Here is a 16677-nt window from a genome sequence, read left to right on the forward strand (position 1 = left end):
TTTTTTGACATCCTTGTAGCCCGATCTACGCTTCAATGAGTGGAAGCGGAGGGACTATATAATGAAAGGTGATGTTAAAATCATAAGTTATCTCAATAAATTATTGGGAAATGAGCTTGTCGCAATCAATCAGTATTTTCTCCATGCAAGAATGTTCAAAAACTGGGGACTGACTCGCCTCAATGATGTCGAATACCATGAGTCCATCGATGAGATGAAGCACGCCGATAAATATATTGAGCGTATTTTATTCCTCGAAGGCATTCCAAACTTGCAGGATCTTGGCAAGCTGGGCATTGGTGAAGATGTTGAGGAGATGCTGCGTTCCGATCTCAGACTGGAGCTCGAAGGCGCAAGAGATCTTCGTGAAGCCATCGCCTATGCTGACAGCGTCCATGATTATGTTAGTCGTGACATGATGATCCAGATCCTCGCCGACGAAGAAGGCCATATTGACTGGCTGGAGACTGAACTGGATCTCATTACCAAAATTGGCCTACAGAATTACCTTCAGTCGCAGATCAAAGTGGAAAGCTAATCAGGTTTTCCCAGCCAACGCATAAACCCGCTGCCGCCAGAAATGGCCCAAAAGGCAGTGGGTTTTTTAATGTCTGTTTATCAGGGTGAACTAAAGATAGGATGAGAAGACACAAAAGTGCCATCAGCGCGGCGACCAACGCCAGCAGCGGTAATACGCACCAGCCATGCCAGGCGCCCAGCGCTGCCAGATATTTAACATCGCCATAGCCCATCCCTTCGCGGCGAAAGATAAACCGATAGCCCCAGTAAATAGCGGCAAAGCCGACATATCCTGCCATCGCACCCACCACCGCACTCGGCAGAAAATCAGGATGGATACAGAGCTGAAAGAGCAAGCCCACCCACAGTAGTGGGCAGAGAAATTTATCGGGGAGCAGGCCGCAGCGGATATCTGCGTATACAAGAAAGGCAGTCAGCGAAAAATAGAACAGCAGAAAGGGGAGGATAGTTAACATGGAAAAGGCCTCAACAGGGTTTGAGCGCATCCTCGTTATAATCGGCCTGTCCGACAATCTACAAAAACCACAATTGCGTAGGGGCTCCAGACAAAGATTCGAGAAGGGATACATTGCGTAAAAAGTTGCGAGTCCTTACGCATACCGCGCCTTTAGCGCTTAATTTCTAAACGGCACTTGCGTCTTTCTCTGATTTACGTATAATGCGCGGGCTTGTCGTAATTGACGGCTGGTTCGAACTGAACCGGAGTAACTCATTTTGTTACTCAACAATGCTCCCAATTGGGGAGCTACGTAAGAACGGTTACACTCTCCCATCAATCGTAATGGGTTTGAGGAGTAATCATTTTCGTTTATAAAATAATTGGAGCTCTGGTCTCATGCAGAACCAAAGAATCCGTATCCGCCTTAAAGCGTTTGATCATCGTCTGATCGATCAATCAACCGCGGAAATCGTCGAGACTGCTAAGCGCACTGGTGCGCAAGTCCGCGGTCCGATCCCGCTGCCGACCCGCAAAGAGCGCTTCACCGTTCTGATCTCCCCGCACGTCAACAAAGACGCGCGTGATCAGTACGAAATCCGCACTCACAAGCGTCTGGTTGACATCGTTGAGCCAACTGAGAAAACCGTTGATGCTCTGATGCGTCTGGATCTGGCTGCCGGTGTAGACGTGCAGATCAGCCTGGGTTGATCAGGTCATCGAGCGATTGAGAGGTTGATACAATGATTGGTTTAGTCGGTAAAAAAGTGGGTATGACCCGCATCTTCACAGAAGATGGCGTTTCTATCCCAGTAACCGTAATCGAAGTTGAAGCAAACCGCGTTACTCAGATCAAAGATCTGGCTAACGATGGCTACCGCGCTGTTCAGGTGACCACTGGTGCTAAAAAAGCTAACCGTGTAACCAAACCAGAAGCGGGTCACTTCGCTAAAGCTGGCGTTGAAGCTGGCCGTGGTCTGTGGGAATTCCGTCTTGCTGAAGGCGAAGAGTTCACCGTAGGTCAAGACATTAGCGTTGAGCTGTTTGCTGACGTTAAAAAAGTTGACGTAACCGGTACCTCTAAAGGTAAAGGTTTTGCTGGTACCGTTAAGCGCTGGAACTTCCGTACCCAGGACGCTACTCACGGTAACTCCTTGTCTCACCGCGTTCCGGGTTCTATCGGTCAGAACCAGACTCCGGGCAAAGTGTTCAAAGGCAAGAAAATGGCAGGTCAGCTGGGTAACGAACGTGTAACCGTTCAGAGCCTGGACGTAGTACGTGTTGACGCTGAGCGCAACCTGCTGCTGGTTAAAGGTGCAGTTCCGGGTGCAACCGGTAGCGACCTGATCGTTAAACCAGCTGTGAAGGCGTAAGGGGATAGCAATGGAATTAGTATTGAAAGACGCGCAGAGCGCGCTGACTGTTTCCGAAACTACCTTCGGTCGTGATTTCAACGAAGCGCTGGTTCACCAGGTTGTTGTTGCTTATGCAGCTGGTGCTCGTCAGGGTACTCGTGCTCAGAAGACTCGTGCTGAAGTAACTGGTTCTGGCAAAAAGCCATGGCGTCAGAAAGGTACCGGCCGTGCGCGTTCAGGTTCTATCAAGAGCCCGATCTGGCGTTCAGGTGGCGTGACCTTCGCTGCGCGTCCACAGGACCACAGTCAAAAAGTTAACAAAAAGATGTACCGCGGCGCGCTGAAAAGCATCCTGTCCGAACTGGTACGTCAGGATCGTCTGATCGTTGTCGAATCATTCTCTGTAGAAGCGCCTAAAACTAAGCTGCTGGCACAGAAACTGAAAGACATGGCTCTGGAAGATGTGCTGATCATCACCGGTGAGCTGGACGAGAACCTGTTCCTGGCCGCACGTAACCTGCACAAGGTTGACGTACGCGATGCGACTGGTATCGACCCGGTTAGCCTGATCGCCTTCGACAAAGTCGTAATGACTGCTGATGCTGTTAAGCAAGTTGAGGAGATGCTGGCATGATTCGTGAAGAACGTCTGCTGAAGGTGCTTCGCGCACCGCACGTTTCTGAAAAAGCGTCTACTGCGATGGAAAAAACAAACACCATCGTTCTCAAAGTTGCTAAAGACGCGACCAAAGCAGAAATCAAAGCTGCTGTGCAGAAACTGTTTGAAGTCGAAGTCGAAGTCGTTAACACCCTGGTAGTTAAAGGGAAAGTTAAACGTCACGGACAGCGTATCGGTCGTCGTAGCGACTGGAAAAAAGCTTACGTCACCCTGAAAGAAGGCCAGAATCTGGACTTCGTTGGCGGCGCTGAGTAAGTCGGAGGAGTAATACAATGGCAGTTGTTAAATGTAAACCGACATCTCCGGGTCGTCGCCACGTAGTTAAAGTGGTTAACCCTGAGCTGCACAAGGGCAAACCTTTTGCTCCGTTGCTGGAAAAAAACAGCAAATCCGGTGGTCGTAACAACAATGGCCGTATCACCACTCGTCACATCGGTGGTGGCCACAAGCAGGCTTATCGTATTGTTGACTTCAAACGCAACAAAGACGGTATCCCAGCAGTTGTTGAGCGTCTTGAGTACGATCCGAACCGTTCCGCGAACATCGCGCTGGTTCTGTACAAAGATGGCGAACGCCGTTACATCCTGGCCCCTAAAGGCCTGAAAGCTGGCGACCAGATTCAGTCTGGCGTTGATGCTGCAATCAAAGCAGGTAACACCCTGCCGATGCGCAATATCCCGGTTGGTTCTACCGTTCATAACGTAGAAATGAAACCAGGTAAAGGCGGTCAGCTGGCACGTTCCGCTGGTACTTACGTTCAGATCGTTGCGCGCGACGGTGCTTATGTCACCCTGCGTCTGCGTTCTGGTGAAATGCGTAAAGTCGAAGCAGACTGCCGCGCTACTCTGGGCGAAGTTGGCAATGCTGAGCATATGCTGCGCGTTCTGGGTAAAGCAGGTGCTGCACGCTGGCGTGGTGTTCGTCCTACCGTTCGCGGTACTGCGATGAACCCAGTCGACCACCCACATGGTGGTGGTGAAGGTCGTAACTTTGGTAAGCACCCGGTATCTCCGTGGGGCGTTCAGACCAAAGGTAAGAAGACCCGCAGCAACAAGCGTACTGATAAATTTATCGTACGTCGCCGTAGCAAATAATTTTAGAGGATAAGCCATGCCACGTTCTCTCAAGAAAGGTCCTTTTATTGACCTGCACTTGCTGAAGAAGGTAGAGAAAGCGGTGGAAAGCGGAGACAAGAAGCCCCTGCGCACTTGGTCCCGTCGTTCAACGATCTTTCCTAACATGATCGGTTTGACCATCGCTGTCCATAATGGTCGTCAGCACGTTCCAGTCTTTGTTACCGACGAAATGGTTGATCACAAACTGGGTGAATTCGCACCGACTCGTACTTATCGCGGCCACGCTGCTGATAAAAAAGCGAAGAAGAAATAAGGTAGGAGGAAGAGATGGAAACTTTAGCTCAACATCGCCATGCTCGTTCTTCTGCACAGAAGGTTCGCCTTGTTGCTGACCTGATTCGCGGTAAGAAAGTGTCGCAGGCCCTGGACATCCTGACCTATACCAACAAGAAAGCTGCGGTATTGGTCAAGAAAGTACTGGAATCTGCCATTGCTAACGCTGAACACAACGATGGCGCTGACATCGACGATCTGAAAGTCGCGAAAATTTTCGTAGATGAAGGCCCGAGCATGAAGCGCATTATGCCGCGTGCGAAAGGTCGTGCAGATCGCATCCTGAAGCGCACCAGCCACATTACTGTGGTTGTGTCCGATCGCTGAGACTCTGGAGACTAGCAATGGGTCAGAAAGTACATCCTAATGGTATTCGCCTGGGTATTGTAAAACCATGGAACTCTACCTGGTTTGCGAACACCAAAGAATTCGCTGACAACCTGGACAGCGATTTTAAAGTACGTCAGTACCTGACTAAGGAACTGGCTAAAGCGTCTGTATCTCGTATCGTTATCGAGCGTCCAGCTAAGAGCATCCGTGTGACTATTCACACTGCTCGTCCTGGCATCGTTATCGGTAAGAAAGGCGAAGACGTAGAAAAACTGCGCAAGGTCGTAGCGGATATCGCTGGCGTTCCTGCACAGATCAATATCGCTGAAGTTCGTAAGCCTGAACTGGACGCTAAATTGGTTGCTGACAGCATCACTTCACAGCTGGAACGTCGCGTGATGTTCCGTCGTGCTATGAAGCGTGCTGTACAGAACGCAATGCGTCTGGGCGCTAAAGGTATCAAAGTTGAAGTTAGCGGCCGTCTGGGCGGCGCGGAAATCGCACGTACCGAATGGTACCGCGAAGGTCGCGTACCGCTGCACACTCTGCGTGCTGACATTGACTACAACACCTCTGAAGCGCACACCACTTACGGTGTAATCGGCGTTAAGGTATGGATCTTCAAAGGTGAGATCCTGGGTGGTATGGCTGCTGTTGAACAACCGGAAAAACCGGCTGCTCAACCTAAAAAGCAGCAGCGTAAAGGCCGTAAATAAGGAGCGTCGCTGATGTTACAACCAAAGCGTACAAAATTCCGTAAAGTGCACAAAGGCCGCAACCGTGGTCTGGCGCAGGGTACGGATGTTAGCTTCGGCACTTTCGGTCTGAAAGCTGTTGGCCGTGGTCGTCTGACTGCACGTCAGATCGAAGCAGCACGTCGTGCAATGACCCGTGCAGTTAAGCGTCAAGGTAAGATCTGGATCCGTGTATTCCCGGACAAACCGATCACCGAGAAGCCACTGGAAGTTCGTATGGGTAAAGGTAAAGGTAACGTGGAGTACTGGGTTGCCTTGATCCAACCGGGCAAAGTCCTTTATGAAATGGACGGTGTTCCGGAAGAGCTGGCCCGTGAAGCCTTCGGCCTGGCAGCAGCGAAACTGCCTATCAAAACCACCTTTGTAACTAAGACGGTGATGTAATGAAAGCAAAAGAGCTGCGTGAAAAAAGCGTTGAAGAGCTGAACGCTGAGCTGCTGAACCTGCTGCGTGAGCAGTTCAACCTGCGTATGCAGGCTGCAAGTGGCCAGCTGCAACAGACTCACCTGCTGAAGCAAGTGCGTCGCAATGTTGCACGCGTTAAGACTTTACTGACTCAGAAGGCGGGTGCGTAATGACCGATAAAATCCGTACTCTGCAAGGTCGTGTTGTTAGCGACAAAATGGAGAAATCCATTGTTGTAGCTATCGAACGTATTGTGAAACACCCGATCTACGGTAAATTCATCAAACGTACGACCAAACTGCACGTACATGACGAGAACAACGAATGTGGTATCGGCGACAAGGTTGAAATCCGTGAATGCCGTCCACTGTCCAAGACTAAGTCCTGGACACTGGTTCGCGTTGTAGAGAAAGCGGTTCTGTAATACAGTACGCATTCTCAATACGAATAAACGGCTCAGCGATGAGCCGTTTATTTTTTCTACCCATATTGTAGAAGCGGTGTTATAATGCCGCGCCCTCGATATGGGGCTTTTTAACGGCTCTGATTTTAGAGTCTCAGGTAGTAGTTGACATTAGCGGAGCACTGAAATGATCCAAGAACAGACTATGCTGAACGTCGCCGACAACTCCGGTGCACGTCGCGTAATGTGTATCAAGGTTCTGGGTGGCTCGCACCGTCGCTACGCAGGCGTAGGCGACATCATCAAGATCACCATCAAGGAAGCAATTCCACGTGGTAAGGTCAAAAAAGGTGATGTGCTGAAAGCGGTAGTGGTGCGCACCAGGAAGGGTGTTCGTCGCCCTGACGGTTCTGTCATTCGCTTCGATGGTAATGCATGCGTTATTTTAAACAATAACAGCGAGCAGCCTATCGGCACGCGTATCTTTGGGCCGGTAACTCGTGAACTTCGTACTGAAAAGTTCATGAAAATTATCTCTCTGGCACCAGAAGTACTCTAAGGAGCGAATCATGGCAGCGAAAATCCGTCGTGATGACGAAGTTATCGTGTTAACCGGTAAAGATAAAGGTAAACGCGGTAAAGTAAAAAATGTTCTGTCTTCCGGCAAACTTGTCGTTGAAGGTATCAACCTGGTTAAGAAACATCAGAAGCCGGTTCCGGCCCTGAACCAACCAGGTGGCATCGTTGAAAAAGAAGCTGCTATTCAGGTTTCTAACGTTGCAATCTTCAATGCGGCTACCGGCAAGGCTGACCGTGTAGGCTTTAGATTCGAAGACGGCAAAAAAGTCCGTTTCTTCAAGTCTAACAGCGAAACTATCAAGTAATTTGGAGTAGTACGATGGCGAAACTGCATGATTACTACAAAGACGAAGTAGTTAACAAACTCATGACTGAGTTTAACTACAATTCTGTCATGCAAGTCCCTCGGGTCGAGAAGATCACCCTGAACATGGGTGTTGGTGAAGCGATCGCTGACAAGAAACTGCTGGATAACGCAGCAGCTGACCTGACAGCAATCTCCGGTCAAAAACCGCTGATCACCAAAGCACGCAAATCTGTTGCAGGCTTCAAAATCCGTCAGGGCTATCCGATCGGCTGTAAAGTAACTCTGCGTGGCGAACGCATGTGGGAGTTCTTTGAGCGCCTGATCACTATTGCTGTTCCACGTATCCGTGACTTCCGTGGCTTGTCCGCTAAGTCTTTCGACGGTCGTGGTAACTACAGCATGGGTGTCCGTGAGCAGATCATCTTCCCAGAAATCGACTACGATAAAGTCGACCGCGTGCGTGGTTTGGATATTACCATTACCACTACTGCGAAATCTGACGAAGAAGGCCGTGCTCTGCTGGCTGCCTTTGACTTCCCGTTCCGCAAGTAAGGTAGGGTTACTGAATGGCTAAGCAATCAATGAAAGCACGCGAAGTAAAGCGCGTAGCTTTAGCTGATAAATTCTTCGCTAAACGCGCTGAACTGAAAGCGATCATTTCTGATGTGAACGCTTCCGACGAAGATCGTTGGAATGCGGTTCTCAAGCTGCAGTCTCTGCCGCGTGATTCCAGCCCGTCTCGTCAGCGTAACCGCTGTCGTCAAACAGGTCGTCCACATGGTTATGTGGGCAAGTTTGGGTTGAGCCGTATCAAACTGCGTGAAGCCGCCATGCGCGGTGAAGTACCAGGCTTGAAAAAGGCTAGCTGGTAATTACCAATTGAATCACGGGAGTAAAGACAGATGAGCATGCAAGATCCGATCGCGGATATGCTGACCCGTATCCGTAACGGTCAGGCCGCGAACAAAGTTGCGGTCACCATGCCTTCCGCCAAGCTGAAAGTGGCAATTGCCAACGTGCTGAAGGAAGAAGGTTTTATCGAAGATTTTAAAGTTGAAGGCGACACCAAGCCGGAACTGGAACTTACTCTCAAGTATTTCCAGGGTAAAGCTGTTGTAGAAAGCATTCAGCGTGTCAGCCGCCCAGGTCTGCGCATCTATAAGAAAAAAGATGAGCTGCCGAAAGTTATGGCTGGCCTTGGTATCGCAGTTGTTTCTACCTCAAAAGGTGTTATGACTGATCGTGCAGCGCGCCAGGCTGGTCTTGGTGGCGAAATTATCTGCTACGTAGCCTAATCGGAGGAAAGAATGTCTCGTGTTGCTAAAGCACCGGTCGTTATTCCTGCCGGCGTTGATGTAAAAATCGACGGTCAGGTTATTACGATCAAAGGTAAAAACGGCGAGCTGACTCGTACCCTCAACAAAGCTGTTGAAGTTAAACATGCAGATAACGCTCTGACCTTCGGTCCACGTGATGGTTTCGTGGATGGATGGGCTCAGGCTGGTACCGCGCGTGCCCTGCTGAACTCAATGGTTGTTGGTGTTACCGAAGGCTTCACTAAAAAGCTTCAGCTGGTTGGTGTAGGTTATCGTGCAGCTATCAAAGGGAATGCAGTAGGCCTGTCTCTGGGCTTCTCACACCCTGTTGAGCATCCGCTGCCGGCCGGTATCACTGCAGAATGTCCGACTCAAACTGAAATCGTGCTGAAAGGCGCTGATAAACAGCTGATCGGTCAGGTTGCAGCAGATCTGCGCGCCTACCGTCGTCCTGAGCCTTATAAAGGTAAGGGTGTTCGTTACGCCGACGAAGTCGTGCGTACCAAAGAGGCTAAGAAGAAGTAAGGTAACACTATGGATAAGAAATCTGCTCGTATCCGTCGTGCGACCCGCGCACGCCGCAAGCTCAAAGAGCTGGGTGCAACTCGCCTGGTGGTACATCGTACCCCGCGTCATATTTACGCACAGGTAATTGCACCGAACGGTTCTGAAGTTCTGGTAGCTGCTTCTACTGTAGAAAAAGCTATCTCAGAACAATTGAAGTACACCGGTAATAAAGACGCCGCTGCAGCTGTAGGTAAAGCTGTTGCTGAACGCGCTCTGGAAAAAGGCATCAGCAATGTTTCCTTTGACCGTTCCGGGTTCCAATATCATGGTCGTGTCCAGGCACTGGCAGATGCTGCCCGTGAAGCTGGCCTTCAGTTCTAAGGTAGAGGTGTAAGATGGCTCACATCGAAAAACAGGCTGGCGAACTGCAGGAAAAGCTGATCGCGGTTAACCGCGTATCTAAAACCGTAAAAGGTGGTCGTATTTTCTCCTTCACAGCTCTGACTGTAGTTGGTGATGGTAACGGTCGCGTTGGTTTTGGTTACGGTAAAGCGCGTGAAGTTCCAGCAGCGATCCAGAAAGCGATGGAAAAAGCCCGTCGCAATATGATTAATGTCGCGCTGAACAACGGCACCCTGCAACACCCAGTTAAAGGTGTTCACACGGGTTCTCGTGTATTCATGCAGCCAGCTTCAGAAGGTACCGGTATCATCGCCGGTGGTGCAATGCGCGCCGTTCTGGAAGTTGCTGGAGTTCATAACGTTCTGGCTAAAGCATATGGTTCCACCAACCCGATCAACGTGGTTCGTGCAACTATTGATGGCCTGGAAAATATGAATTCTCCAGAAATGGTCGCTGCCAAGCGTGGTAAATCCGTTGAAGAAATTCTGGGGTAATTGACCATGGCAAAGACTATTAAAATCACTCAAACCCGCAGTGCAATCGGTCGTCTGCCGAAACACAAGGCAACGCTGCTTGGCCTGGGTCTGCGTCGTATTGGTCATACCGTTGAGCGCGAGGATACTCCTGCTGTTCGTGGTATGGTCAACGCGGTTTACTTCATGGTTAAAGTTGAGGAGTAAGAGATGCGTTTAAATACTCTGTCTCCGGCCGAAGGCTCTAAAAAGGCGGGTAAACGCCTGGGTCGTGGTATCGGTTCTGGCCTCGGCAAAACCGGTGGTCGTGGTCACAAAGGTCAGAACTCTCGTTCTGGCGGTGGCGTACGTCGCGGTTTCGAGGGTGGCCAGATGCCACTGTACCGTCGTCTGCCGAAGTTCGGCTTCACCTCTCGCAAAGCAGCGATCACAGCGGAAATCCGTCTGTCTGACCTGGCGAAAGTTGAAGGCGGCGTTGTAGACCTGAACACGCTGAAAGCAGCAAACATTATCGGTATCCAGATCGAGTTCGCGAAAGTGATCCTGGCTGGTGAAGTTTCTACTCCGGTAACTGTTCGTGGCCTGCGTGTTACTAAAGGTGCTCGTGCTGCTATCGAAGCTGCTGGCGGTAAAATTGAGGAATAAGTAGCAGATGGCTAAGCAACCGGGATTAGATTTTCAAAGTGCCAAAGGTGGATTTGGCGAGCTGAAACGCAGACTGCTGTTTGTTATCGGCGCGCTGATTGTGTTCCGTATTGGCTCTTTTATTCCGATCCCTGGTATCGATGCCGCTGTACTTGCCAAACTGCTTGAGCAACAGCGAGGCACCATCATTGAAATGTTCAACATGTTCTCTGGTGGTGCTCTCAGCCGTGCTTCTATCTTTGCACTGGGTATTATGCCGTACATTTCGGCATCAATTATTATCCAACTGCTGACGGTCGTTCATCCGGCCCTGGCTGAGCTGAAGAAAGAAGGGGAGTCTGGACGTCGTAAGATTAGCCAGTACACCCGTTACGGCACTCTGGTGCTGGCAATATTCCAGTCGATCGGTATTGCTACCGGTCTTCCGAATATGCCTGGTATGCAGGGCCTGGTGTTAAACCCGGGCTTTGCATTCTATTTCACCGCTGTTGTAAGTCTGGTCACAGGGACGATGTTCCTGATGTGGCTCGGCGAACAGATTACTGAGCGTGGTATCGGCAACGGTATCTCAATCATCATCTTCGCCGGTATTGTTGCGGGTCTCCCGCCAGCCATCGCCCATACTATCGAGCAAGCGCGTCAAGGCGACCTGCACTTCCTCCTGTTGCTGTTGGTTGCAGTATTAGTATTTGCAGTGACGTTCTTTGTTGTCTTCGTTGAACGTGGTCAACGCCGCATTGTGGTGAACTACGCTAAACGTCAGCAGGGTCGTCGTGTCTATGCTGCACAGAGCACACATTTACCGCTGAAAGTGAATATGGCGGGGGTTATCCCGGCTATCTTCGCTTCCAGTATTATTCTGTTCCCGGCAACCATCGCGTCATGGTTCGGGGGCGGTACTGGTTGGAACTGGCTGACAACAATTTCGCTGTATTTGCAGCCTGGGCAACCACTTTATGTGTTACTCTATGCGTCTGCGATCATCTTCTTCTGTTTCTTCTACACGGCGTTGGTCTTCAACCCGCGTGAAACAGCAGATAACCTGAAGAAGTCCGGTGCATTTGTACCAGGAATTCGTCCGGGAGAGCAAACGGCGAAGTATATCGATAAAGTAATGACTCGCCTGACTTTGGTTGGTGCGCTTTATATTACTTTTATCTGCCTGATCCCGGAGTTCATGCGTGATGCAATGAAAGTACCGTTCTACTTCGGTGGGACCTCACTGCTTATCGTTGTTGTCGTGATTATGGACTTTATGGCTCAAGTGCAAACTCTGATGATGTCCAGTCAGTATGAGTCTGCATTGAAGAAGGCGAACCTGAAAGGCTACGGCCGCTAAATGGTCGCCTGAGAAGTTACGGAGAGTAAAAATGAAAGTTCGTGCTTCCGTCAAGAAATTATGCCGTAACTGCAAAATCGTTAAGCGTGATGGTGTCATCCGTGTGATTTGCAGTGCCGAGCCGAAGCATAAACAGCGCCAAGGCTGATTATTTCGCATATTTTTCTTGCAAAGTTGGGTTGAGCTGGCTAGATTAGCCAGCCAATCTTTTGTATGTCTGTACGTTTCCATTTGAGTATCCTGAAAACGGGCTTTTCAGCATGGTGCGTACATATTAAATAGTAGGAGTGCATAGTGGCCCGTATAGCAGGCATTAACATTCCTGATCAGAAACATGCTGTGATCGCATTAACTTCGATCTACGGCGTCGGCAAGACCCGTTCTAAAGCCATTCTGGCTGCAGCGGGTATCGCTGAAGATGTTAAGATCAGTGAGCTGTCTGAAGAACAAATCGACACGCTGCGTGACGAAGTTGCCAAATTTGTCGTTGAAGGTGATCTGCGCCGTGAAATCAGCATGAGCATCAAGCGCCTGATGGATCTTGGTTGCTATCGCGGTTTGCGTCATCGTCGTGGTCTGCCAGTGCGCGGTCAGCGTACTAAGACCAACGCACGTACCCGTAAGGGTCCGCGCAAACCGATCAAGAAATAATCGGGGTGATTGAATAATGGCAAAGGCACCAGTTCGTGCACGTAAACGTGTAAGAAAACAAGTCTCTGACGGCGTGGCTCATATCCATGCTTCTTTCAACAACACCATCGTTACTATTACTGATCGTCAGGGTAACGCATTGGGTTGGGCAACAGCCGGTGGTTCCGGTTTCCGTGGTTCTCGCAAATCCACTCCGTTCGCAGCTCAGGTTGCAGCAGAGCGTTGCGCTGAAGCCGTAAAAGAATACGGCATCAAGAATCTGGAAGTTATGGTTAAAGGTCCGGGTCCGGGTCGTGAATCTACTGTTCGCGCTCTGAACGCCGCTGGTTTCCGCATCACTAATATTACTGATGTGACTCCGATCCCTCATAACGGTTGTCGTCCGCCGAAAAAACGTCGCGTATAACGCTCCGTTTTTTAGGTTAGTTGGAGATAGAAAATGGCAAGATATTTGGGTCCTAAGCTCAAGCTGAGCCGTCGTGAGGGCACCGACTTATTCCTTAAGTCTGGCGTTCGCGCGATCGATACCAAGTGTAAAATTGAACAAGCTCCTGGCCAGCACGGTGCGCGTAAACCGCGTCTGTCTGACTATGGTGTGCAGTTGCGTGAAAAGCAAAAAGTTCGCCGTACCTACGGTGTGCTGGAGCGTCAGTTCCGTAACTACTATAAAGAAGCAGCACGTCTGAAAGGCAACACAGGTGAAAACCTGCTGGCTCTGCTGGAAGGTCGTCTGGACAACGTTGTATACCGTATGGGCTTCGGCGCTACTCGTGCTGAATCACGTCAGCTGGTTAGCCACAAAGCAATCATGGTAAACGGTCGTGTTGTTAACATCGCTTCTTATCAGGTTAAAGCGAATGACGTTGTTAGCATTCGTGAGAAAGCGAAAAAGCAATCTCGCGTGAAGGCCGCTCTGGAGCTGGCTGAGCAGCGTGAAAAGCCAACCTGGCTGGAAGTTGATGCTGGCAAGATGGAAGGTACGTTCAAGCGTCAGCCAGAACGTTCTGATCTGTCTGCGGACATTAACGAACACCTGATCGTCGAGCTTTACTCCAAGTAAAGCTTAGTACCAAAGAGAGGACACAATGCAGGGTTCTGTGACAGAGTTTCTAAAACCGCGCCTGGTAGATATCGAGCAAGTGAGTTCGACGCACGCCAAGGTGACCCTTGAGCCTTTAGAGCGTGGCTTTGGCCATACTCTGGGTAACGCACTGCGCCGTATTCTGCTCTCATCGATGCCGGGTTGCGCGGTGACCGAGGTTGAGATTGATGGTGTACTTCATGAGTACAGCACCAAAGAAGGCGTTCAGGAAGATATCCTTGAAATCCTGCTCAACCTGAAAGGGCTGGCGGTGAGAGTTCAGGGTAAAGATGAAGTTATTCTTACTCTGAATAAATCTGGCATTGGCCCTGTGACTGCAGCCGACATCACCCACGACGGTGATGTTGAAATCGTCAAGCCGCAGCACGTGATCTGCCACCTGACCGATGAGAACGCAGCTATTAGCATGCGTATCAAAGTTCAGCGCGGTCGTGGTTATGTGCCGGCTTCTGCCCGAATTCATTCGGAAGAAGATGAGCGCCCAATCGGCCGTCTGCTGGTCGACGCATGCTACAGCCCTGTAGAGCGTATTGCCTACAATGTTGAAGCAGCGCGTGTAGAACAGCGTACCGACCTGGACAAGCTGGTCATCGAAATGGAAACCAACGGCACAATCGATCCTGAAGAGGCGATTCGTCGTGCGGCAACCATCCTGGCAGAACAACTGGAAGCTTTCGTTGACTTACGTGATGTACGTCAGCCGGAAGTGAAAGAAGAGAAACCAGAATTCGATCCGATCCTGCTGCGCCCTGTTGACGATCTGGAATTGACTGTCCGCTCTGCTAACTGCCTTAAGGCAGAAGCTATCCACTATATCGGTGATCTGGTACAGCGTACCGAGGTTGAGTTGCTGAAAACGCCGAACCTGGGTAAAAAATCTCTTACTGAGATTAAAGACGTGCTGGCTTCACGTGGTCTGTCTCTGGGCATGCGCCTGGAAAACTGGCCACCGGCAAGCATTGCTGACGAGTAACCGGATCACAGGTTAAGGTTTTACTGAGAAGGATAAGGTCATGCGCCATCGTAAGAGTGGTCGTCAACTGAACCGCAACAGCAGCCATCGCCAGGCTATGTTCCGCAACATGGCAGGTTCACTGGTTCGTCATGAGATCATCAAGACGACCCTGCCTAAAGCGAAAGAGCTGCGTCGCGTAGTTGAGCCGCTGATTACTCTTGCCAAGACTGACAGCGTTGCTAATCGTCGTCTGGCATTCGCCCGTACTCGTGATAACGAGATCGTGGCAAAACTGTTTAACGAACTGGGCCCGCGTTTCGCGAGCCGTGCAGGTGGTTACACTCGTATTCTGAAGTGTGGCTTCCGTGCAGGCGACAACGCGCCGATGGCTTACATCGAGCTGGTTGATCGTTCAGAGAAAGCAGAAGCTGCTGCAGAGTAATCTGTAGTAACGTAAAAAAACCCGCTCCGGCGGGTTTTTTTATATCCTCAGTATCATCACCTCTCTACACTATCTGTATCTTTTCTGTTCATCCGCGGAGATCATCATGTGGTTACTCGATGAATGGGTAGAGCGCCATATCAGCGATGCCCAACGCAAAGGTGAATTCGATAATCTTCCAGGAAGCGGCGAACCGCTCGTGTTGGAGGATGATTCGCAAATCGCACCTGAATTACGTGCTGGATACCGCTTACTTAAAAATGCGGGCTGTTTGCCTCCGGAACTTGAACAGCGAAGAGAGGCAATTGAACTTGTTGATCTACTTAAAAGTGTTCGCAAAGATGACCCACGACATAATGAGCTCAGCCGCCGACTGACGCTGATTGAGCTTAAACTCCGCCAGGCTGGTGTGAGCACTGACTTTTTGCGCGGTGAATATTGTGAAAGGTTAATGCAGAAAATCGATGAGGAATAACTATGTATCGTATTGGTGAACTTGCAAAGCTCGCTAACGTAACGCCAGATACCATCCGTTACTACGAGAAACAGCAAATGATAGATCATGAGGTGAGAACGGAAGGTGGATTCCGTCTTTATACCGACAACGATCTCCAGCGTCTTCGGTTTATCCGCTATGCACGGCAGCTTGGTTTCACTCTGGAGTCGATCCGTGAGTTACTGTCGATCCGCATCGATCCGGCGCACCACACTTGCCAGGAATCAAAAAGCATCGTCCAGGCCCGACTGGATGAAGTTGAGGCCCGAATTCAGGAATTGCAGACAATGCAGCGTTCCCTGCAAAGATTGAATGACGCATGCTGTGGTACTGCGCACAGCAGCATTTATTGCTCTATTCTTGAAGCCCTTGAACAGGGCGCCAGTGGCGAAACGGAAACGCAGGGGTGTTGATTTTCCCTCTGTCCGGGCCTACACTCGCGTCAACATAAACCATGCTCAGGAGAAATTATGAGCCGCTATCAGCATACGAAGGGACAAATTAAGGATAACGCCATTGAGGCATTACTTCACGACCCGCTTTTCAGACAGCGCGTTGAGAAGAATAAAAAAGGGAAAGGGAGTTATCTGCGTAAAGGGAAACATGGGAATCGGGGTAACTGGGAGGCCAGTGGCAAAAAAGCGAATCGCTTATTTACCACTGGCCTTCCTGCTTTTAGTGTTCTGTCAGGAGCGGTTATTCTGCTCTTTTAACAGATCGCGAATTTCAGTCAGTAAAACTTCTTCTTTAGAAGGGGCTGGCGGTGCTGCTGCCGGTTCTTCTTTTTTACGGTTAAGCTTGTTGATGAGCTTGATCGCCATAAAAATCGCAAACGCCACGATCACGAAATCAAAAATATTCTGAATAAATACGCCATAGTGCATAACGACTGCCGGGATATCTCCCTGTGCATCTCTGAGCGTGACGGCGAACTGTTTGAAGTCAATGCCCCCAATTAACAGCCCCAACGGCGGCATAATAATGTCGGCAACCAGTGATGAAACGATCTTACCGAACGCAGCACCAATAATGACACCCACAGCTAAATCTACAACATTCCCGCGCATCGCAAATTCGCGAAATTCTTTCATGAAACTCATTATGTTCTCCTTGTGCCAGCTGACGACTATAAGTTTAACAAATGATTAGCTA

The 16677-nt window shown here is 50.0% G+C and carries 34 protein-coding genes; 32 read left to right on the top strand and 2 right to left on the bottom strand.

Annotation, left to right across the window (positions count from 1 at the left end):
• Positions 1-61 precede the first annotated feature (61 nt).
• Positions 62-538: a bacterioferritin gene (gene bfr / locus EXW94_RS09910; RefSeq protein ID WP_089600728.1), complete on the top strand. Its 477-nt coding sequence runs from the start codon at positions 62-64 to the stop codon at positions 536-538.
• Here bfr and EXW94_RS09915 read toward each other — a convergent pair.
• On the bottom strand, positions 522-995 hold the full coding sequence (locus EXW94_RS09915) for an A24 family peptidase (protein ID WP_174340038.1): 474 nt from the start codon (positions 993-995) through the stop codon (positions 522-524). The genes bfr and EXW94_RS09915 overlap by 17 nt on opposite strands.
• A gap of 380 nt (positions 996-1375) precedes the next feature.
• Here EXW94_RS09915 and rpsJ point away from each other — a divergent pair, with 380 nt between their 5' ends.
• From rpsJ to EXW94_RS10070, 31 genes are all read left to right on the top strand, one after another.
• Positions 1376-1687: a 30S ribosomal protein S10 gene (rpsJ, locus tag EXW94_RS09920; RefSeq protein WP_001181005.1), complete on the top strand. Its 312-nt coding sequence runs from the start codon at positions 1376-1378 to the stop codon at positions 1685-1687.
• Between the two features lie 32 nt (positions 1688-1719).
• Positions 1720-2349: a 50S ribosomal protein L3 gene (rplC, locus tag EXW94_RS09925; RefSeq protein WP_042714858.1), complete on the top strand. Its 630-nt coding sequence runs from the start codon at positions 1720-1722 to the stop codon at positions 2347-2349.
• Between the two features lie 10 nt (positions 2350-2359).
• Positions 2360-2965: a 50S ribosomal protein L4 gene (gene rplD / locus EXW94_RS09930; RefSeq protein ID WP_003031119.1), complete on the top strand. Its 606-nt coding sequence runs from the start codon at positions 2360-2362 to the stop codon at positions 2963-2965.
• Entirely contained in the window at positions 2962-3264 is a 303-nt protein-coding gene (gene rplW / locus EXW94_RS09935) for a 50S ribosomal protein L23 (RefSeq protein ID WP_000617546.1), read from the top strand. Before rplD ends, rplW begins: the two co-directional genes overlap by 4 nt.
• A gap of 17 nt (positions 3265-3281) precedes the next feature.
• Positions 3282-4103 (top strand): 50S ribosomal protein L2, encoded by an 822-nt coding sequence (gene rplB, locus EXW94_RS09940; RefSeq protein WP_008457150.1) that lies wholly within the window; start codon positions 3282-3284, stop codon positions 4101-4103.
• Between the two features lie 16 nt (positions 4104-4119).
• Positions 4120-4398: a 30S ribosomal protein S19 gene (gene rpsS / locus EXW94_RS09945; protein WP_174340039.1), complete on the top strand. Its 279-nt coding sequence runs from the start codon at positions 4120-4122 to the stop codon at positions 4396-4398.
• A 14-nt stretch (positions 4399-4412) separates the two neighbouring features.
• Complete coding sequence (gene rplV, locus EXW94_RS09950; protein WP_002919773.1) at positions 4413-4745, top strand: 50S ribosomal protein L22; 333 nt, start codon at positions 4413-4415, stop codon at positions 4743-4745.
• A 17-nt stretch (positions 4746-4762) separates the two neighbouring features.
• A complete protein-coding gene (gene rpsC / locus EXW94_RS09955) occupies positions 4763-5464 on the top strand; it encodes a 30S ribosomal protein S3 (protein WP_000529945.1) in 702 nt (233 codons plus the stop codon).
• Positions 5465-5476: 12 nt separating this feature from the next.
• Entirely contained in the window at positions 5477-5887 is a 411-nt protein-coding gene (gene rplP / locus EXW94_RS09960; protein WP_002919759.1) for a 50S ribosomal protein L16, read from the top strand.
• On the top strand, positions 5887-6078 hold the full coding sequence (gene rpmC / locus EXW94_RS09965; protein WP_003863282.1) for a 50S ribosomal protein L29: 192 nt from the start codon (positions 5887-5889) through the stop codon (positions 6076-6078). Before rplP ends, rpmC begins: the two co-directional genes overlap by 1 nt.
• A complete protein-coding gene (gene rpsQ, locus EXW94_RS09970; protein WP_008503489.1) occupies positions 6078-6332 on the top strand; it encodes a 30S ribosomal protein S17 in 255 nt (84 codons plus the stop codon). The genes rpmC and rpsQ overlap by 1 nt, the downstream gene beginning before the upstream one ends.
• A 166-nt stretch (positions 6333-6498) precedes the next feature.
• Positions 6499-6870 (top strand): 50S ribosomal protein L14, encoded by a 372-nt coding sequence (gene rplN / locus EXW94_RS09975; RefSeq protein ID WP_004160583.1) that lies wholly within the window; start codon positions 6499-6501, stop codon positions 6868-6870.
• Positions 6871-6880: 10 nt separating this feature from the next.
• The gene (rplX, locus tag EXW94_RS09980) at positions 6881-7195 is read left to right on the top strand and encodes a 50S ribosomal protein L24 (RefSeq protein WP_003863287.1); all 315 of its coding nucleotides are present in this window, start codon (positions 6881-6883) and stop codon (positions 7193-7195) included.
• A 14-nt stretch (positions 7196-7209) separates the two neighbouring features.
• Entirely contained in the window at positions 7210-7749 is a 540-nt protein-coding gene (gene rplE / locus EXW94_RS09985; protein WP_001096206.1) for a 50S ribosomal protein L5, read from the top strand.
• A 14-nt stretch (positions 7750-7763) separates the two neighbouring features.
• Entirely contained in the window at positions 7764-8069 is a 306-nt protein-coding gene (gene rpsN / locus EXW94_RS09990; RefSeq protein ID WP_003863291.1) for a 30S ribosomal protein S14, read from the top strand.
• Between the two features lie 30 nt (positions 8070-8099).
• Positions 8100-8492 carry a 30S ribosomal protein S8 gene (rpsH, locus tag EXW94_RS09995; RefSeq protein ID WP_006178918.1) on the top strand — a complete coding sequence of 131 codons (393 nt, stop codon included), beginning with the start codon at positions 8100-8102 and terminating at the stop codon, positions 8490-8492.
• Positions 8493-8504: 12 nt separating this feature from the next.
• Positions 8505-9038, top strand: a complete 534-nt coding sequence (rplF, locus tag EXW94_RS10000) for a 50S ribosomal protein L6 (RefSeq protein ID WP_003863296.1) — start codon at positions 8505-8507, stop codon at positions 9036-9038.
• 9 nt (positions 9039-9047) lie between these two features.
• A complete protein-coding gene (gene rplR / locus EXW94_RS10005) occupies positions 9048-9401 on the top strand; it encodes a 50S ribosomal protein L18 (protein WP_003863297.1) in 354 nt (117 codons plus the stop codon).
• 14 nt (positions 9402-9415) lie between these two features.
• Complete coding sequence (gene rpsE / locus EXW94_RS10010; protein WP_003863299.1) at positions 9416-9916, top strand: 30S ribosomal protein S5; 501 nt, start codon at positions 9416-9418, stop codon at positions 9914-9916.
• Between the two features lie 6 nt (positions 9917-9922).
• Positions 9923-10102, top strand: coding sequence for a 50S ribosomal protein L30 (gene rpmD / locus EXW94_RS10015; RefSeq protein ID WP_003863301.1), 180 nt, complete (start codon positions 9923-9925; stop codon positions 10100-10102).
• A 3-nt stretch (positions 10103-10105) separates the two neighbouring features.
• Positions 10106-10540 carry a 50S ribosomal protein L15 gene (gene rplO, locus EXW94_RS10020; RefSeq protein ID WP_003863304.1) on the top strand — a complete coding sequence of 145 codons (435 nt, stop codon included), beginning with the start codon at positions 10106-10108 and terminating at the stop codon, positions 10538-10540.
• 7 nt (positions 10541-10547) lie between these two features.
• Positions 10548-11879 carry a preprotein translocase subunit SecY gene (gene secY / locus EXW94_RS10025; RefSeq protein ID WP_003863305.1) on the top strand — a complete coding sequence of 444 codons (1332 nt, stop codon included), beginning with the start codon at positions 10548-10550 and terminating at the stop codon, positions 11877-11879.
• A gap of 31 nt (positions 11880-11910) precedes the next feature.
• Positions 11911-12027 carry a 50S ribosomal protein L36 gene (rpmJ, locus tag EXW94_RS10030; RefSeq protein ID WP_000868187.1) on the top strand — a complete coding sequence of 39 codons (117 nt, stop codon included), beginning with the start codon at positions 11911-11913 and terminating at the stop codon, positions 12025-12027.
• Between the two features lie 146 nt (positions 12028-12173).
• Positions 12174-12530 (top strand): 30S ribosomal protein S13, encoded by a 357-nt coding sequence (gene rpsM, locus EXW94_RS10035; RefSeq protein WP_003863308.1) that lies wholly within the window; start codon positions 12174-12176, stop codon positions 12528-12530.
• Positions 12531-12546: 16 nt separating this feature from the next.
• A complete protein-coding gene (gene rpsK / locus EXW94_RS10040) occupies positions 12547-12936 on the top strand; it encodes a 30S ribosomal protein S11 (RefSeq protein ID WP_003863312.1) in 390 nt (129 codons plus the stop codon).
• A 33-nt stretch (positions 12937-12969) separates the two neighbouring features.
• Positions 12970-13590, top strand: a complete 621-nt coding sequence (gene rpsD / locus EXW94_RS10045) for a 30S ribosomal protein S4 (protein WP_042717062.1) — start codon at positions 12970-12972, stop codon at positions 13588-13590.
• Positions 13591-13615: 25 nt separating this feature from the next.
• Positions 13616-14605, top strand: a complete 990-nt coding sequence (locus EXW94_RS10050; RefSeq protein ID WP_002919219.1) for a DNA-directed RNA polymerase subunit alpha — start codon at positions 13616-13618, stop codon at positions 14603-14605.
• A gap of 40 nt (positions 14606-14645) precedes the next feature.
• Positions 14646-15029 (top strand): 50S ribosomal protein L17, encoded by a 384-nt coding sequence (rplQ, locus tag EXW94_RS10055; protein WP_001216368.1) that lies wholly within the window; start codon positions 14646-14648, stop codon positions 15027-15029.
• Between the two features lie 106 nt (positions 15030-15135).
• Positions 15136-15504: a DUF1992 domain-containing protein gene (locus EXW94_RS10060; RefSeq protein ID WP_174340040.1), complete on the top strand. Its 369-nt coding sequence runs from the start codon at positions 15136-15138 to the stop codon at positions 15502-15504.
• A gap of 2 nt (positions 15505-15506) precedes the next feature.
• The gene (gene zntR / locus EXW94_RS10065; RefSeq protein ID WP_042717067.1) at positions 15507-15938 is read left to right on the top strand and encodes a Zn(2+)-responsive transcriptional regulator; all 432 of its coding nucleotides are present in this window, start codon (positions 15507-15509) and stop codon (positions 15936-15938) included.
• A 57-nt stretch (positions 15939-15995) separates the two neighbouring features.
• Positions 15996-16238, top strand: a complete 243-nt coding sequence (locus EXW94_RS10070; protein ID WP_042717069.1) for an alternative ribosome-rescue factor A — start codon at positions 15996-15998, stop codon at positions 16236-16238.
• Here EXW94_RS10070 and mscL read toward each other — a convergent pair.
• Positions 16212-16625: a large-conductance mechanosensitive channel protein MscL gene (mscL, locus tag EXW94_RS10075; RefSeq protein ID WP_042717071.1), complete on the bottom strand. Its 414-nt coding sequence runs from the start codon at positions 16623-16625 to the stop codon at positions 16212-16214. The genes EXW94_RS10070 and mscL overlap by 27 nt on opposite strands.
• Between the last annotated feature and the right edge of the window lie 52 nt (positions 16626-16677).

This window comes from Enterobacter sp. JMULE2, from assembly GCF_013337145.1.
GTDB lineage: Bacteria > Pseudomonadota > Gammaproteobacteria > Enterobacterales > Enterobacteriaceae > Enterobacter > Enterobacter mori.

Excerpts from the sequence above, each read along its gene's own strand:
- rplE (WP_001096206.1), top strand. The coding sequence starts at position 7,210 with ATGGCGAAACTGCATGATTACTACAAAGACGAAGTAGTTAACAAACTC.
- rpsQ (WP_008503489.1), top strand. The coding sequence starts at position 6,078 with ATGACCGATAAAATCCGTACTCTGCAAGGTCGTGTTGTTAGCGACAAA.
- rplV (WP_002919773.1), top strand. The coding sequence starts at position 4,413 with ATGGAAACTTTAGCTCAACATCGCCATGCTCGTTCTTCTGCACAGAAG.
- rpsE (WP_003863299.1), top strand. The coding sequence starts at position 9,416 with ATGGCTCACATCGAAAAACAGGCTGGCGAACTGCAGGAAAAGCTGATC.
- EXW94_RS10060 (WP_174340040.1), top strand. The coding sequence starts at position 15,136 with ATGTGGTTACTCGATGAATGGGTAGAGCGCCATATCAGCGATGCCCAA.
- rplW (WP_000617546.1), top strand. The coding sequence starts at position 2,962 with ATGATTCGTGAAGAACGTCTGCTGAAGGTGCTTCGCGCACCGCACGTT.
- bfr (WP_089600728.1), top strand. The coding sequence starts at position 62 with ATGAAAGGTGATGTTAAAATCATAAGTTATCTCAATAAATTATTGGGA.
- rplB (WP_008457150.1), top strand. The coding sequence starts at position 3,282 with ATGGCAGTTGTTAAATGTAAACCGACATCTCCGGGTCGTCGCCACGTA.
- mscL (WP_042717071.1), bottom strand. The coding sequence starts at position 16,625 with ATGAGTTTCATGAAAGAATTTCGCGAATTTGCGATGCGCGGGAATGTT.
- rpsH (WP_006178918.1), top strand. The coding sequence starts at position 8,100 with ATGAGCATGCAAGATCCGATCGCGGATATGCTGACCCGTATCCGTAAC.
- rpsK (WP_003863312.1), top strand. The coding sequence starts at position 12,547 with ATGGCAAAGGCACCAGTTCGTGCACGTAAACGTGTAAGAAAACAAGTC.
- EXW94_RS10070 (WP_042717069.1), top strand. The coding sequence starts at position 15,996 with ATGAGCCGCTATCAGCATACGAAGGGACAAATTAAGGATAACGCCATT.
- rplQ (WP_001216368.1), top strand. The coding sequence starts at position 14,646 with ATGCGCCATCGTAAGAGTGGTCGTCAACTGAACCGCAACAGCAGCCAT.
- rplN (WP_004160583.1), top strand. The coding sequence starts at position 6,499 with ATGATCCAAGAACAGACTATGCTGAACGTCGCCGACAACTCCGGTGCA.
- rpsD (WP_042717062.1), top strand. The coding sequence starts at position 12,970 with ATGGCAAGATATTTGGGTCCTAAGCTCAAGCTGAGCCGTCGTGAGGGC.
- rplC (WP_042714858.1), top strand. The coding sequence starts at position 1,720 with ATGATTGGTTTAGTCGGTAAAAAAGTGGGTATGACCCGCATCTTCACA.
- rplR (WP_003863297.1), top strand. The coding sequence starts at position 9,048 with ATGGATAAGAAATCTGCTCGTATCCGTCGTGCGACCCGCGCACGCCGC.
- rpmC (WP_003863282.1), top strand. The coding sequence starts at position 5,887 with ATGAAAGCAAAAGAGCTGCGTGAAAAAAGCGTTGAAGAGCTGAACGCT.
- rpsJ (WP_001181005.1), top strand. The coding sequence starts at position 1,376 with ATGCAGAACCAAAGAATCCGTATCCGCCTTAAAGCGTTTGATCATCGT.
- rplD (WP_003031119.1), top strand. The coding sequence starts at position 2,360 with ATGGAATTAGTATTGAAAGACGCGCAGAGCGCGCTGACTGTTTCCGAA.
- rpsS (WP_174340039.1), top strand. The coding sequence starts at position 4,120 with ATGCCACGTTCTCTCAAGAAAGGTCCTTTTATTGACCTGCACTTGCTG.
- secY (WP_003863305.1), top strand. The coding sequence starts at position 10,548 with ATGGCTAAGCAACCGGGATTAGATTTTCAAAGTGCCAAAGGTGGATTT.
- zntR (WP_042717067.1), top strand. The coding sequence starts at position 15,507 with ATGTATCGTATTGGTGAACTTGCAAAGCTCGCTAACGTAACGCCAGAT.
- EXW94_RS10050 (WP_002919219.1), top strand. The coding sequence starts at position 13,616 with ATGCAGGGTTCTGTGACAGAGTTTCTAAAACCGCGCCTGGTAGATATC.
- rpsC (WP_000529945.1), top strand. The coding sequence starts at position 4,763 with ATGGGTCAGAAAGTACATCCTAATGGTATTCGCCTGGGTATTGTAAAA.
- rpmJ (WP_000868187.1), top strand. The coding sequence starts at position 11,911 with ATGAAAGTTCGTGCTTCCGTCAAGAAATTATGCCGTAACTGCAAAATC.
- rpsN (WP_003863291.1), top strand. The coding sequence starts at position 7,764 with ATGGCTAAGCAATCAATGAAAGCACGCGAAGTAAAGCGCGTAGCTTTA.
- EXW94_RS09915 (WP_174340038.1), bottom strand. The coding sequence starts at position 995 with ATGTTAACTATCCTCCCCTTTCTGCTGTTCTATTTTTCGCTGACTGCC.
- rplO (WP_003863304.1), top strand. The coding sequence starts at position 10,106 with ATGCGTTTAAATACTCTGTCTCCGGCCGAAGGCTCTAAAAAGGCGGGT.
- rplP (WP_002919759.1), top strand. The coding sequence starts at position 5,477 with ATGTTACAACCAAAGCGTACAAAATTCCGTAAAGTGCACAAAGGCCGC.
- rplF (WP_003863296.1), top strand. The coding sequence starts at position 8,505 with ATGTCTCGTGTTGCTAAAGCACCGGTCGTTATTCCTGCCGGCGTTGAT.
- rplX (WP_003863287.1), top strand. The coding sequence starts at position 6,881 with ATGGCAGCGAAAATCCGTCGTGATGACGAAGTTATCGTGTTAACCGGT.
- rpmD (WP_003863301.1), top strand. The coding sequence starts at position 9,923 with ATGGCAAAGACTATTAAAATCACTCAAACCCGCAGTGCAATCGGTCGT.